The following is a 14,911-nucleotide window of genomic DNA, read 5'->3' on the forward strand; positions in this document are numbered from 1 at the left end:
TTCAAGCAAATAATCAATTAATCGCGTCACACGTTCCGGCCCCTGAAAACCTCTTTTTACATTGAAGGAAGCCTCCGGATATGCTAATAGGCAGTCGGATAATCACCTGTCATGTGACCATGGAACATACGCCTTCTCTCCCTTCCGGATTTAATATCAACGGCTATCTTATCCAATCCCTGAAGCAGACGGATTCCCTCTGCCATGTCTATTACGCTTCGGATGCCGACCATGTTCCATACCTGCTCCGCGAATTCTGTCCCCAGGGGCTCGCTGTGCGCGACCCGGAAAGCGGAAAACTGCGCTATCCGGAAAACACGGATATTGAACGGGAAGTTCTTCCGCTGAAAAATGATTTCGAAGCGCAGTTCCGCACAGGATCCCTGGGGGAAATCCCCGCTCTGGGCACCCTGTACCTGGTTTATGCCATTCCCGGCGGCCATGCCGCCGCGCAGCCGGCCTCCGGCACGGTCGTCCCGCCGGCATCCCGCTTCCAGCGTGATCAGCGTACCTTGACCACTCCCGGAACCGGGGCGACGCCCGTTCATGCGGGCACCCTTCCCCCGCCGCGGAAAAAGAAGAACTCCGCCGGCATATGGATTCTCATCCTGCTCCTGCTGGGAGGCGCATGCGGGACCTACTATTTCACCCGGAACCCCGAGGAAAAATCCGCCTCTGCCCAGGAGCCGGAGCCCCCCCAAGCCAACAGGGAAAAGAAGGAAGACGCCAAACCGGAAAAGAAAGCCGCCCTGCCCGCCGTGAAGGAGGAAGCCGCCCCCAAACAGGAAAACGCCGCGAACACCTCCTCATCCGGCCCTGCGGAGCAGCCGGAAAAGACTCCGCCGGCCATTTCCTCCGGGGAACGGAATGAAGATGCCCCGGGAGCTTTAGAGGAAAAATCCGCAGCCGACCCTGCACAGCCTGACGAAAACACTTCTGCCCCGGCAGATGACGCTGCGAACGGAAAACAGCCGGAACCGCAGCATCCCGCCAACCGGAAGGAATCACAGGCGGAACAGACCGCCGCCAAACCTGCGCCCGTAGTGCGTCCGCGCGGGAAAGCCGCCAGGCAAACGACCAATATGGGGGATGTGAACGCCTATGTGAAAAAATTCGCCAAGCCCATGCCGCTGAACCAGTGGAGAAAACAATACGCAGAGCTGTACACGAGCTGGTTCGGCAACTCCGAGGAAGTAGCCAAAGGCTGGATCACCACCTTCGGCCCTCTGGGCTTCCGCGCCCGCGGCCTGGACGCCTCCTGGCCGGACACGAACTTCCGCGGCTTCTTCCCTAAAACCATGCTGGACCCCAACGGGGAACCCGTGGCGAACCTTTACACGGTCACCCAGGTGATTGAGGGTTCCCCTGCCGAAAAATACGTCAAGGAAGGAGACCTGATCCTGGGCATTGACGGACACCTCTTCAAAACGTCGCAAAGCCTGGACGTGCTTTACGGCCCTTATCAGCATCAGAACAGGCGCGGCCTGGACATGCACGCGGGCCTTCTGGTGGACAAGGCGGAAGGAGCCGGAAAAATCACCCTGAACCTCATTCCCGCGGAAAGCGTGGAAAAAATCCAGGGCATCCAGCCCCTCTGGAAGGAAGTCTTCCGGGAGGAACAGGCTAAAAAGCCCGTTTCCCTTTCCATTCCGGTAGAGGGCGGCCAGCAGGTGCGCCTGCGCGTGGATGACGGCGGCAACGGCATCGGCAGCGACGGCTTCGAATGGTCGGATCTGAGGCTGGAAGGCCCCGGCGGAACCGTTCCGCTGACCAAAGCCCAGCAATACACCGTGGGTTACGGAGAAGCCAGGTACGACGCCAAAAGCAAAATATGGCAGGCGCACGCCGTCTCTTCCCTGGTCTTTGATATCCCCAAGGGTGACTGGAACCTTAAAGGAACGGGAACCCCCAGGTGGTCCGCCTCCGTGGGCGTGACCGTACAGGTGGGCGGCTCCTCCGCCCTGCCGGACGCAGTGAAGAAATATGTGAAAAACGTCACCTTCAAAATCCCCCAGCTTGGTTCCTATGCCCTCGGCTTCCCCAAAAATTGCGCCAAGAGCAAGGCGGTAGTCCACATGATGAGCGAATGGCTGGCGGCCCAGCAGCGCGAGGACGGCTCTTGGGAACGCCCGGGCGGCTACTGCGGCAACCATTATGATACAGGCTGGGCCGGCCTGGCCCTGATGGCCACGGGCAACCCTAAGTATGACCCCGCCATTAAAAAAGCGGCTCAGTACATCGCCTTCTCCGGCTCCCAATGCTGGTGGGCCGTCCCCCAGGCTTCCGCGGGCATCTTCCTGTGCGAATACTGGCTGCGCTACCGGGACAACTCCGTGCTTCCGGCCATCCGCAACAGCGTGCAGCGCATGAAAAACGAAGTTCTTTATGGGGACTTCGTCACCGGCCACGGCATTCACCCGGGCTACCGGGGAACAGGCGTCAGCATCGGAGGTTCCCACATGTGCCTGTTCCTGGCGCTGGCCAGCAAAACTCCGGCGCGCACGGAAGACGGCGTGCTGGACAAAATGATGGACCATGCCCAGTCCATCTGCCCCACCGGCATGGGGCCCTATGGCCGCATGACGGAAACCTTCACCTTTGAACCCGACCGTGAATGCGGGGGAACCTACTCCGGCCGTCACGGCCCGTACTACATCGCCTCCCTCATCTGCGGCGGACCGGAGCTGTACACAAAAAACAGCCGCATCATGTATGGGGAAGGCCCCATCGGCGGCTGTGACCAGGGCCACTCCTCCGAGACGCTCTCCATCATGTGGGCTCTCCCCGCCTACTGGCGAACCAATCCGGAAGCATATTACAAAAACATGGAGGCTTTCCGGTGGAAACTGACGCTGCTGCGCCCCTTTGACGGCGGCATGATGCAGAACCCCAACCGCCTGGAACTAATGACGGCGGACTCCGTCATCGGCACCTACATCCGCACCAGCATCTGGATCACGGCCCTCTGCGCGGAACGCCAGAATCTGGCAATTACGGGCAAGCCTGAATTCCAGGCCAAAACGTTCCGGAAGGTGCCCCCCATCATTGACACGGAATCCCGCTTCCTGAACACCTACGTGCGCAACTGGTCCATGGTAAACGCTGCGCTTGGAACCAAGGCCCCCGCCTCCCTGAAATCCGCCATCCGGGAATTGAAAAATATTCCGGTGGAACAGGGCTGCCGCTTTAAGCTTATCAATGTCGTCAACAACCGAGCCCTCCCCATCGCCAAGGCCATCATGGAAATTCCCGGGGTGGACCAGCTCACCAGGGCTACCTGCGCGGAAATGATTCTGGGCATGGATGTGCGCATTTTCTTTGAACCCAAGCTCAACGACGGTAACCCCCAGCCCGGGGAATATTCTCTGAACGTGGACGTCCAGCAGCCTCTGGGCGGCCGCGCCCTGGGGCTTCACCGCGACAAGGAGCTGGAAGGGAAAGCCAACTCCGCCTACAAATATGATTTTGCCGGCACGGTGCAATTCAGCGACACGACCACCTTCTCCCCCATGGAAACCATTTCCTGGACGCCCAATTCCAAATTCGGCGGCCAATGGAACGTCTACTCCTACAAGAAGGAACTCAGCGGCCCAACCCAGCCGGGCGTGCAAAAAATGAACGCCAAAATCAAATGGCGCGTCAATGACCTGGAGGTGGAATACGACCGCCCCATTGCCGTGGGCGGCTTTGAAGTGGGATGTGCAGAAAAGGCCCTCTCAGTCACCAACTGCAACCATCTGTGGGTGCCGGGCATCCTGATCCGGGATCACGGCAACTGGGGCTGCTCCTTCCATCTGCCGGACGGAACCTACATTTCCGCGGCCTCTCAGGGCAACCAGATAGAGGTGTACGACAAAACGGATAAAAAGAAGGAAAAAACCTGGGTTTCCCCGAATGACTCCTGCCTGACTCAGGGTTCCCGCTGCCTGTTCCGCGTTTCCACGGACTGGCACGGCCTGGAATGCCGCGTGCGTGAACTGAAACTGCTGGGAAGTTCCACGGAGGAAGTGGAGGACTACAAGCTGAAAGCCTCCACCGGAGGCCGTGTGGACACGGCCAAACTGATGGACCGGGACGCCACTACCGTTGAGGAACTGGACGCTTCCCCCACGGAAGACGAGCCCCTGGTGCTGGAACTCACCCTGAAATCCCCTGCCGCCCTGCGCGCCGTGGACATCAAGATTGAAAAGGGCCACAACCGCCTCATCATTGAGGCCTACAAGGGAGGCAAGTGGATCCCCATCCACTGGGGTTCCCTGGGAGCCTCCACCGCCGGCGTCAGCGATGCGCAGAAAGCCATGTACGCCAATGAACCGGAAGTGCTGCGCATGCTCCAGCTTCCGGGCAACGGATTCATCAAATGCATGCGAACATTTGACCCCGTCACCACCAACAGGCTGCGCGTCAAACTCTTCCAGAAGGGCGGAAAAGTCCGCCTTGCGGAACTGCACGTGTACAAAGCGAACGCCGCCAAAAATATGGCTCTCCGCTCTTAAGCTGCGGCCGCCCGCAGCTGGAAATGACAAAAAGCCTTTGTGATAAGAGAATCCCGGCAGGAGCGCCAATCGCAGCGCCCCTGCCGGGAAAACAGAGCAATCCCTTTTAGGGACGGAGGGAATTTCCTTCTCCATGCCGAGGCCGCCTGCCAATTTTTTGTCTATTGACACTCAGCGGCGCCCGCCCTATATTTTCTCATGATGTTCATCAGAACGGCACTCCTTTTTCCTCTTCTCTTTCTCTCACTTTCAGCATCTTCCGTCATGGCAGCGACTCCCTGGGCATCCGACAGGAACTGGGAACTCGTTTTTGAAGACGACTTTGACGGCTCATCTCTGAACGAACATAACTGGAGCCGCATTGATTACGTAGGCTATAACGCCCCGGACTGGCGCAAGTACCAATCCCGGGACGAAAGCCTTGTGGAATTCCGGGAAAAGGACGGCAACTCCGCCATGACCTTGTGGGGAAAATACGGGGACTACACTACTCAAACCAACCAGACCGCACCGGCCAAAACATACGCCTGCGGAGGGGTATATTCCCTGAAAACCTTCTCCTTCCAATATGGCTACGTAGAAGTCCGCGCCAGATTCGATTGCGTGCAGGGCGTCTGGCCGGCCATCTGGATGATGCCCAAATCCGACAGCATCGGCTGGCCTGTCGGAGGGGAAATTGACATCATGGAACACCTGAATTACGAAGGCCGTGTTTACCAGACAATCCACTGGTCGCAAAACGGCGTTCCCAATCAGGATAAATCCCAGGGGGTCACCCCCGGTTGGAACGATGGTGCTGAAAAAGCAAACTGGCATACCTACGGGATGGAATGGACGGAAGAAGGCATCACCTTTTATGTGGATGGAAAAGCAACCGGTTCATTCAAAAAGCCCAATAACGCAAACTGGCCCTTTGACAAGGACGGAAACGAATTCTACCTGATCATCGACCAGCAGATTGGAGGCAACTGGGTGGAAAATGCAGGAGTTAATAAGGGAATCGACCAGAATACGCTGGCCAATTCCGGAGCCGCATTCGACATCGATTATGTCAAAGTCTATTCCTCAAGCATCTACAACCACCTCGTTCCGGAACCCGCTGTGGCTTCTCTGGGCCTGTTTGGAGCAGCCTTGCTGGCGGCTCGCCGCAAAAGAATCTGATCGCCCACACACCTTTTCCTTTTGTTCCTCCCTGCCGCGGGAATAAATCTTCCGCGCCGTCTCCGGTTGCTTCCGGGCTGCTTCCGTAAAGTTTCATCATCGGGCGGAGTATGAAAAGCAAAGCCGCCTCATGCCACGCGTATTTCGCATCATTCGAATCTTCTCTATATATAAAAGCGTCACTTAATGACGATGTCCATCAGTTTCTTGTAACTGTCCACTACGTCATAGACCACATTTCCATTGCTGATAGCCCTGAAATGCTCCCGCGCGCAGTGAATCTTGGACTGCTCAATCAGACGGAGCTGCATAGAGGACATAGAGCCTTTGGTTTCCGCCACGAAGTAAATGTGCTTCACAGTGCCTTCGTAGAATGCAATCGCCCAGTCCGGATTATACTTACCAACAGGAGTGGAAATGTAGAATCCATCCGGCAACTTCACATATACTGCGACATCCTTATTGGTGTCGAGGTCGGTTGCAAAGTCACGCTCGTTGGTAGAGTCGTAAACGATATGGTCATACAGGTGGCGGTTCGCCTTCATTGCGTTCAAGCCCAGCTTGCCCTTGATGGTAGGCTCGGTGAAGATGTCTGTGCCATAACGCTCATCCAGAACATCGTAGGTAATATGCTCAATGACGGCGGTTGCTTTTTCGTCATTGATAAGGGCAGCAGCCTTGATGATGAATTCTTCCGGGTTGTCCTTGAACTGATTGAACACAGACGGCTGAATACCCTTTAGAATGGCAATGACAGCCTTGCGGGTGAGTCCAGTTTCATCTACCAATTTGCCGACCAGGTCATACTTCACATTACTGCTTGCGTGAATGGTTGCACCGTAAGTTCCGGATTCCTCTTTCACAAAGGATGCACCGCTTTCCAGCTCAGCCTTGGACTTAATCTGCTCCATAGCGCCCGTTTCTACCTTAAAGTAAATCTTAGATACACGAAGTTTTCTATCCAACGCATCAATGGACTTACGCACCAGTTCATCTGTATCGAAATCAACCACATAAACGCTCTTGGCATTGATTCTGTTCCACAATGCCTTGAACTCCGGCATTGCGAGTTTGTCCTCGTCCACGGTGAGTTCCACATTATTGCTGCGAGCGTTTTCGGGTTGCATTGCCTTGGCGTCATAGATGGAGTCGATGATACCGATAACGCTTTCGGCAGAACCTGCAACCTCATCCGTCAGCTTGATTTCGCCATTTGCCTTATCTTCGTAATACTTGTCGGTCAGCGAGCCTTGCTTGTCAATGTAGCCTTCCATACGCATACCCAGCCAAATTTCTCTGGCAACATCCTCAGTGATAACATCGGTGCTGCCCTGGGCATCGGTAATAGTCCTGCCCATAAAGAGTTCCGGCGTAACTGCCTTTGGACGGTTTGCAACGGCATCAGCAAGTTCGGACTGAAGTCCCTTTGCGAAACTGTCATAGCTTTCGCTGGCGATAACGGTCAACACATTGATGTTGTGAACATCGTTTCCGAGAACGCCGGAATCCATACGCTCACCGTCCTGGTTTACGCACAGACGCAGACCACGACCAACTTCCTGGCGTTTTCTCACATCAGAGCCGGACTGTTTCAGCGTACAGATCTGGAATACATTCGGGTTATCCCAACCTTCACGCAGAGCGGAGTGAGAGAAAATAAAACGCACAGGCGAACGCTTCGGATTGCGGTCAAGGAGCAGTTCCTTGTTTTTCATAATCAAATCGTAAGCGTCAATATCGTCCGAGGTGGTTTCCTTCTTTGCCAACTTACAGTCTATCATCTTGCCTTTCTTGTCCACGGAGAAGTAACCTGCGTGGGTTGCGGAAGGCTTGATGGAATTCAAATACTTAATGTATTCGTCCTCGCCGATGACAGACTGGAGGTTTCCGATAATATCGGTGTATTCCTCCTCAAACATTTTTGCGTAGATGCCGTTACCAGACTGTCCGGCTGCATCGTACACCTTGTACTTGGCAACCTCGTCAATGAAGAACAGGGACAGCACCTTGATGCCCTTATAGAACAACTGGCGCTCACGCTGAATGTGAGAGAGGATGGTTTCACGAATCTGAATACGGCGAAGCTGGTTTTCATCCACCTTGCCGATAACATCACCTGCGTACAGCTTATTGCCGTTGAGGAACTCAATGGAGTCGTCTCTGCCGTCAATGTGCTTAACGACAAAATTGTTCTTGTATTCCTCCATGTGGCCGGAATGATCGTAAAGATTAAATCCCTCTGCTACAGTACGGCTTACTTTACGGATACCGCTTGCGCCCTTCATATCGAACTGAATGGTTGCGGTAGGGTCCTTCTTGGAAAGGTTGATGCTTTCCAGATAAACATAGCCGTCTGTAGCAGTACTGCCCGTTTCGGTAATACCCTTAACGGCTATCTTCTTAACAAGTCGCTTATTGTACGCCTCCATCGCGTCCAGACGGTAAATCATGTTGTAGATGCTGTCTGATTTGTGGGTTGCGGAGTAGCGGAGGGTAAACAGCGGGCAGAATTCCTTCAAACGCTCCCTGGTCTGTTTGCCTTCAACGGACTGCGGCTCGTCAATAATCAGAATCGGGTTGGTCTTGGCAATCATATCAATCGGACGGCGGGAACGGAACTCGTCCAGTTTCATGTAAATTCTTCTGACATCCTTGCCCCTGGCGTTGAATGCCTGGGAATTGATAATCATGACATTGATGGAACTGTCGGAGGCGAAGCGATCAATCTCCGTCAGCTGGGCGGAGTTATAAACAAAAAATCGTACTTTCTTGCCGTATTCCTCGGCAAAATGCTCCTGGGTCATCTGGAAAGATTTATAGACACCCTCGCGGATAGCCACGCTGGGCACAACCACAATGAACTTGCTCCAGCCGTAGCACCTGTTCAGTTCATACATGGTTTTGATATAGGTATACGTCTTGCCCACTCCCGTTTCCATTTCAATCGTCAGATTGAACCGCCCCTCCAGCTTCAGCGAAGGCGCAATCTGATGCGCACTCTGAATCGTCTGAATATGCCCCAGAATCACCTCATCGGACAGCTCCGGCACCAGTTTTTGATTGCTCCAGCCCGTGAAATTCCTGTCCTCCTCCAGTCCCATCTGATAAGCCCCGTCCCCCCTGTCCATCATATAGGTCGGCGTCAGATACGGCTGACCCGCGAACACATCCACCACCGCCTTGGCCGCATCTTCCTGAAACTGCTGGTGCTTGAATTGCAGTTTCATGATAGCTCGCCTCCGTCTTCCTCGGATAATTGTTCCTCAAGAAGTTTTTTTTCAAATTGGCTAAACACTGTTTCGCCAATTTGAATCGTGGAATACATATGTTCTGTTTTCCGGATTTCGTTTTTATCCATTTTGAAACCTCCTTCCTTAGATAACCTTCACCCTTGTATCCGGAGCCAAGAGCTTGAACACCTCCGTCACATTGATTTTGGCGGGGCTGTCCTGAAAACAGGAATCACGAAACACGGCGCAGAGGGGCTTCATCCCGGCTATGCCGCGGATAACAGACTCCGGCACCCTGTCCGCGAAGCAGGCAAGCAGCGGGACGCGCGTGTGTGTGGGTGTATATAAATGATTATCAATCATTTGAATATTATCCTCATAAAAAAACATACCGTCTTTGCAGCCACGATATTCTTCAGCGTCCATTCCGTAGGCATGCACATCCACCCCATCTATCTGGAACACCGTCATTCTTTCTGAAAGCGGCAACCCCCATTCCAGCAGGCAGCCGAACAGCAAATCAAGGTCAGTACGGTCTTCCTTGATGTTGGATTCCAGACCGGACAGCATCCCCTGGTCATACTCGGCAGGGGAATAGTACACATCCTTCATGTTGCTGTCATCCAGCTTGAATACACGGAAACCATAATCAATATCCGCACCTGTTTCCTCCTTGATTTTCTTTCCGGCGCGGCGAATGCGCTCCTTGCCGATTTCGCAGATGTTCTTGTAACCCGCTTGGAAAGCCTCGCTCTTTTTGTCGCAGGGTTCGGGCAACTGCACCATGATAAACTTGCGGTGTCCGCCGTCCTCGGCGTTGAGCTGCATCACCGCATGGGCGGTAGTGGCAGAGCCGGAGAAGAAGTCCATAACAATTCCGTCCTTACTTCCTGCTAATTGAATCAATTTAACAAGAAGCCCAACAGGTTTAGGATTACTAAACAAGATTTTCCCATCAAACATCTTCTTCAGAAGTTGTGTGCCATTGGTTGTGGTTTCAACATCATCCCACCATGTTTTTGCTACCTTGCCTCTTTCCTCAGCCTCCCACTTGAACCTCTTCCTTTGAGGACCACCATCTCCTGTTTTTCCGAAAACTATCCTATTATCTTTTACCAATTCCAAGTAGTGTTCATAATCGTTTTTCCAACTACAGTCAGGATTTGGTTTATAGACAACCCCTGTATTGGGATTAACGATTTCGTACTGTTGATTGGGTCTCCACCCACCAACTTGAAACGGATCAGCTTTCCAAGATCCTCTGGGGTCGTTATCTGGATTTTCAAATCCCTCGCCATCATCTGGCAGCCTAAATTCAGAACGATTCTCCACGAAATACTGCATCCTTTTAAAGTACACAAGGTTATATGTATGGGACACAGAGATTAGCGCCGTATTAGTTACCGATTTTGTGGAATTCCATACGATATCACCCAGATAATTATCTGCTCCAAAGAGTTCATCAAGCATACTCTTTAAATTATGGAACTCCGCATCGCTTATACTTACAACTAATACGCCATCTACTGACAAAAGATTTCTTGCAAGCAAAAATCTTTCGTACATCATAGAGCACCAGTCTGAGTGGAATCGCGGATTACTACTGTTATTCTCGTGAAACAGCTTGTTTTTATCTTGGTCTCTTATACCAATTCCCGTCTCATATTCATCTTCATCCATAGTGAAAGAATCATTATAAACAAAGCTGTCTGAACCCGTGTTATACGGCGGGTCGATATAAATCATCTTGACCTTACCAAGGTAGCTTTCCTGCAAGAGTTTCAGAACTTCCAAGTTGTCGCCCTCAATATAGAGGTTTTCGGTAGTATCCCAATTCACGCTGTCCTCTTTGCAAGGGCGAAGGGTCTTGCGGATAGGCTTGTTGGCTTCCACAATAGCCGCCTTTTTGCCCACCCAGGTAAACTCGTATACCTCATCGCCCTCTACCACATCTCCCGAAAGCATCTGACGGAGCAGGTCAAAGTTGATGGCTTTCTTCATCTTGCCGTTCTCATCCACGGTCTCGGTGATACAGTTCGGGAACAACGCCCCAATCTTTTCTATGTTCTGAGCCGTCATATCAATCGACTCCATTCTCATTTTTTCCATTACAGAATTTCCTCCCATTCTTTGCTGAGTTTCTTGAGCAGGGCATTCAGTTCCATCTGCCTGTTGAGCTGTTTTTCTCTTTTGATTTTCTTTTGCAATTTCGCAATCTGCATTTGAAGAGCCTGCCGTTTTTCATCCCTCGCTATGGACTCCTTGAGGCTTTCCCCGGCTTCGGCGGCAGCGAGGGCGTCTCCGGCAATCTGACGGACAAAGTTTTCATACACACTGTCAACGGACAAACCTTCCAATTTCAACGGGAGGGCATCCTCGTCCATCCATTCAGTGGAATAGTAGCGATTTACCTTGAAGGCTGTGTTGCCGCCGGATTCTTCCTTATAGCCGATAACGGCTTTGTACTTGCCCTCGTATTCCAGCATGAAGAGAATGTGGTACGGTATTTCTTTGTCCATCTGCCGCAAAAAGCTGTCGTCAAGCGTCTGACTGTTCAGCTTGACCTCAAAGACCACCAATTCCGTCACGGCGGCGCCGGGGGCTAAGTTCATGGTGGCGGCGGCAATCTTGTTCCTCCAGCAGATGGCCTTTACCTGTTCTATGAATACCTTTTTCCAAGCCGGGGTCACGGCAAGGTTGTCATAGAATTTCTGTTTGGGAATTCGTTTGTTGAACTCCGTTGATTTGGGTAATCCGAGCATCGCCTGATCTCCTTTACTTCACCGCCAGAAAGCATATCAGTTCAAAGTCGTCCAGTCCAGACACGGCAGACATCAGGGCAGAAGTACCGCCTGCGGAGAACAGGCTGTCGATATCGCTTTCTTCCTTGGCGTCAATAATGGAGCGGATGGCTTCGCTTAACAGTTCAGAGAGTTCTGCCATGTTCCTGCCGTCATCGGTTTCCGCATTGAATTGACGGCAGAGGTCATGGACGGGTTCGTTCTTGCCACGGCAAAGGAGGCGCACATCGTCCAGAAGTTTTTTGGGGTTCAGATAATCACCGATGATTTCACCGTCCATACCGATATAAACCATGTAGAACGGATGGATGCGGTTCTGATTGTCGATGTTGACGCTCTTATTGATATTCTTCAGTACGAAGATGACGCCTTTCGGCAATTCCTCAGCAGCAGGAACAACAGCGTGAAGACCACGAGGCTTGTTATCCATATTGCCGTGGGTCTTCACATACTCAAGCAGGTCAAGGCGGAATTCATTCAATCCCAAGTCCATAATGGAGATGCCCTCGGACATGTCCTCAATATCGACCACTTCCTCCTGGAGCCGTTTGAGCTGCTGTTTTCTGTATTCCAGGTCGCCCTTTTCCTCCTCGTTGATGAGGTCATCGTCACCTGTGGAGGTCATCACCGTAATTTTCATGCGGGTTTCGACTCTCGATCTCAGATTGATGTAATCATCAAGCGTGAGGTCGGGCCAGAAGTTTACAAGCTGAATGTAATTGTTGCGGCTGCCGATACGGTCGATACGCCCGAAACGCTGGATGATGCGTACAGGGTTCCAGTGAATGTCGTAGTTTATCAGATAATCGCAGTCCTGCAGGTTCTGACCTTCGGAGATACAGTCGGTAGCAATCAGGATATCGATTTCCGCCTTGCTGCCGGGCATCAGAACATTCCGTCCCTTGGAAACCGGGGAGAAGCAGGTCAGAACATTGTTGAGGGTTGCCTTAAAGCCTTTGATGGTTGTCTTGCCATCAATGCTGCCCGTGATAACGGCAGTATCCAGTCCGTATTTCTTCTTTACATAGGCGCTGACATTCTCATAGAGGTATTCTGCCGTGTCGGAGAATGCGGAGAAAATGATCACCTTCTTATTATCGGGGTTAATCGGATTCTCAATTTTGTGGGACAGCAGAGATAGGAGATCCTGCAGCTTGCCGTCATGCTCCGGCGTAATGTCTGCCACCATAAGGGTCAGCAGTTCCAACACTTCTGCGTCCTGCTGAAGTTCGGTGCGCCAGGTTTTGTAGTCCATATCGGCAAGGTCGATTTTTACCTCCCTGCCCACGGAGAAGTAATCGGTGTTGCCATCGTCCATGTCGAACTCAGACTCCTGAGCTTCGTACATGGCGATGTCAGCGGTGCCGTATTTCTCAAAGCGGTTGATTGCCTCAATGGTGCTGTCGATGAGTCCTTTGATACGGGTAAGTGTCAACTGGAAAGAATAAACGGAACTTTCCAGCCGTTTCAAAAGGTTGATGCTCATCAAACGGCGAATACCTTGTTCACGTCCGTCCTGGGTGAGGTTTTCCTCCTTGTTGTGAGTCAATTCCGCATATTTTTGAATCTTACTTGGAAAGATGTAATGGGATGGAGTGTAGATAGACAGACACAACAGCATCAGTTGGGCATAAATTTCATCATAGTTGATAGCACGCTTCAAATCGGTGAGGCATGGCCGCCTGGAAACTGGCGGCAGCCTTTCCGGGAACTTTCCGATTTCTGCGGAGTTGTAATATTTTTCAATGTGCTTTCTGGATCTGGCGATGGTAACGCTGTCCAGAACTTCAAAGAAGTCAAAATCAAGGGTGCGGAGCAGCGCGTCTGTGGAGCGTTCCTCTGCGGGGAGTTTACCCCAGGCATTGAACGCCTTTTGCGCCTGCTTGAAAATATCCTCAATAGATTTCCTGGTGTTCAGCTTGGAATTGATATTCTCGGAGTCGCCCTCATAGGCAATGGCAAGCTGATTTTTTAAGTCCACAAAGCGGTTGTTGACCGGAGTAGCGGAAAGCATCAGTACTTTGGTTTTTACGCCGGAGCGGATAACCTTGTCCATCAACTTTACATAGCGGTTCTCCACAGTGTTGCTGTGTGTGCCGATGCCGTTTCGGAAGTTGTGGCTTTCATCAATAACAACCAGGTCATAGTTACCCCAATTCAGGCGGTCCAGGTCAAGACCGTTGGAAGTGCCGTGACTACGAGAAAGGTCTGTGTGGAACAGAACATCGTAATTCAAGCGGTCAGAGGCAATGGGGTTATTCACATAGTTATCTTTATATGTATTCCAGTTCTCGGCCAGTTTTTTCGGGCAAAGAACAAGAACGGACCTGTTTCTATTTTCATAGTATTTCACAACAGCCAACGCTGTGAATGTTTTGCCAAGACCAACGCTGTCTGCCAAAATGCAGCCGTTGTATTTTTCCAGTTTGTTGATGATGGCGAGAACGGCATCACGCTGGAAGTCATACAGCATGGACCAAATCTTGCTCTCCTTGAATCCGGTAGCCTCATTCGGCAGTTCATCCTCGGAAATATCATCCAGGAATTCACTGAATACATGGTACAGAGTCATGAAGTAGATGAATTCCGGAGCGTTCTCGTTATAGGCACTACTGATGTTTTCGATGATTTCCTCGGTAACATCCTGCATCTTGGACTTGTCGTTCCACAAGGACTCAAACAACTGCATATACTGTGTGGAGAACGGCGCCTCCATGCGGTTTACCATGTTGTAGCTGTTGTTACCACGCTCACAGCCAATGTCAACGGTAGTGAAACCGCCCAACGGCATATAGGCAACCTGCTCCGCAGGAGCGTTAATCGTCATAAAGCCACCCATGTTTTCGCCTGTGATATTGGATTTGAAGGTTGCTTTCTTACGAATCCAATCAGCACATTCTCTTGCGATGGCTTTCTGTGTCATTTCGTTGCGGAGCTTGATTTCGAATTCCGTACCGTACAAACTGGTCTCACGGGAGAGCCTTGGGATATAGAATTCACGCTTTGCCCTGGAAGCCTTCTCTGTAGTAAAAGTCGGAGAGGTAAAAATGAAGCGGAACTCATCAACAGAATCAAGCTGCTTTTTCAGTTCTTTATAGGCATACATAGAGAAGCAGGCGGCCGCTACAGAAACCCTGCTGCCCCTGGAAATGGTAGTGAGCATATCATCTCTTACAATCTCCCGTATATTGTCATAAATTTTCATTGATTGACTTTCTTTCTG

At 51.8% G+C, this 14,911-nt stretch carries 7 protein-coding genes; 2 read left to right on the forward strand and 5 right to left on the reverse strand.

Features of this window, described 5'->3' with window-relative positions; all coding sequences use genetic code 11:
* Positions 1–80 precede the first annotated feature (80 nt).
* Positions 81–4,496 carry a DUF6288 domain-containing protein gene (locus tag BHW66_RS00935; RefSeq protein ID WP_286688819.1) on the forward strand — a complete coding sequence of 1,472 codons (4,416 nt, stop codon included), beginning with the start codon at positions 81–83 and terminating at the stop codon, positions 4,494–4,496.
* Positions 4,497–4,760: 264 nt separating this feature from the next.
* On the forward strand, positions 4,761–5,657 hold the full coding sequence (locus BHW66_RS00940; protein WP_179219194.1) for a glycoside hydrolase family 16 protein: 897 nt from the start codon (positions 4,761–4,763) through the stop codon (positions 5,655–5,657).
* Between the two features lie 179 nt (positions 5,658–5,836).
* Here BHW66_RS00940 and BHW66_RS00945 read toward each other — a convergent pair whose 3' ends face one another.
* From BHW66_RS00945 to BHW66_RS00965, 5 genes are read right to left on the reverse strand one after another with little or no spacing between them, the layout of a single operon-like run.
* On the reverse strand, positions 5,837–8,884 hold the full coding sequence (locus BHW66_RS00945; protein ID WP_286688820.1) for a DEAD/DEAH box helicase family protein: 3,048 nt from the start codon (positions 8,882–8,884) through the stop codon (positions 5,837–5,839).
* Positions 8,881–9,015, reverse strand: coding sequence for a hypothetical protein (locus BHW66_RS00950; RefSeq protein ID WP_257228165.1), 135 nt, complete (start codon positions 9,013–9,015; stop codon positions 8,881–8,883). Before BHW66_RS00950 ends, BHW66_RS00945 begins: the two co-directional genes overlap by 4 nt.
* Positions 9,016–9,031: 16 nt before the next feature.
* Positions 9,032–10,996 carry a site-specific DNA-methyltransferase gene (locus tag BHW66_RS00955; protein WP_046435148.1) on the reverse strand — a complete coding sequence of 655 codons (1,965 nt, stop codon included), beginning with the start codon at positions 10,994–10,996 and terminating at the stop codon, positions 9,032–9,034.
* Positions 10,996–11,649, reverse strand: coding sequence for a DUF4391 domain-containing protein (locus BHW66_RS00960; protein ID WP_046435146.1), 654 nt, complete (start codon positions 11,647–11,649; stop codon positions 10,996–10,998). Before BHW66_RS00960 ends, BHW66_RS00955 begins: the two co-directional genes overlap by 1 nt.
* A gap of 13 nt (positions 11,650–11,662) precedes the next feature.
* Positions 11,663–14,893 carry a helicase-related protein gene (locus tag BHW66_RS00965; protein WP_046435144.1) on the reverse strand — a complete coding sequence of 1,077 codons (3,231 nt, stop codon included), beginning with the start codon at positions 14,891–14,893 and terminating at the stop codon, positions 11,663–11,665.
* Between the last annotated feature and the right edge of the window lie 18 nt (positions 14,894–14,911).

Source organism: Akkermansia sp. 54_46 (assembly GCF_001917295.1).
Lineage (GTDB): Bacteria > Verrucomicrobiota > Verrucomicrobiia > Verrucomicrobiales > Akkermansiaceae > Akkermansia > Akkermansia muciniphila.

What these genes read in the sequence shown, in the direction of transcription:
- BHW66_RS00950 (WP_257228165.1), bottom strand. Translation starts at nt 9,015, where the DNA reads ATGGATAAAAACGAAATCCGGAAAACAGAACATATGTATTCCACGATT.
- BHW66_RS00960 (WP_046435146.1), bottom strand. Translation starts at nt 11,649, where the DNA reads ATGCTCGGATTACCCAAATCAACGGAGTTCAACAAACGAATTCCCAAA.
- BHW66_RS00965 (WP_046435144.1), bottom strand. Translation starts at nt 14,893, where the DNA reads ATGAAAATTTATGACAATATACGGGAGATTGTAAGAGATGATATGCTC.
- BHW66_RS00955 (WP_046435148.1), bottom strand. Translation starts at nt 10,996, where the DNA reads ATGGAAAAAATGAGAATGGAGTCGATTGATATGACGGCTCAGAACATA.
- BHW66_RS00940 (WP_179219194.1), top strand. Translation starts at nt 4,761, where the DNA reads ATGGCAGCGACTCCCTGGGCATCCGACAGGAACTGGGAACTCGTTTTT.
- BHW66_RS00935 (WP_286688819.1), top strand. Translation starts at nt 81, where the DNA reads ATGCTAATAGGCAGTCGGATAATCACCTGTCATGTGACCATGGAACAT.
- BHW66_RS00945 (WP_286688820.1), bottom strand. Translation starts at nt 8,884, where the DNA reads ATGAAACTGCAATTCAAGCACCAGCAGTTTCAGGAAGATGCGGCCAAG.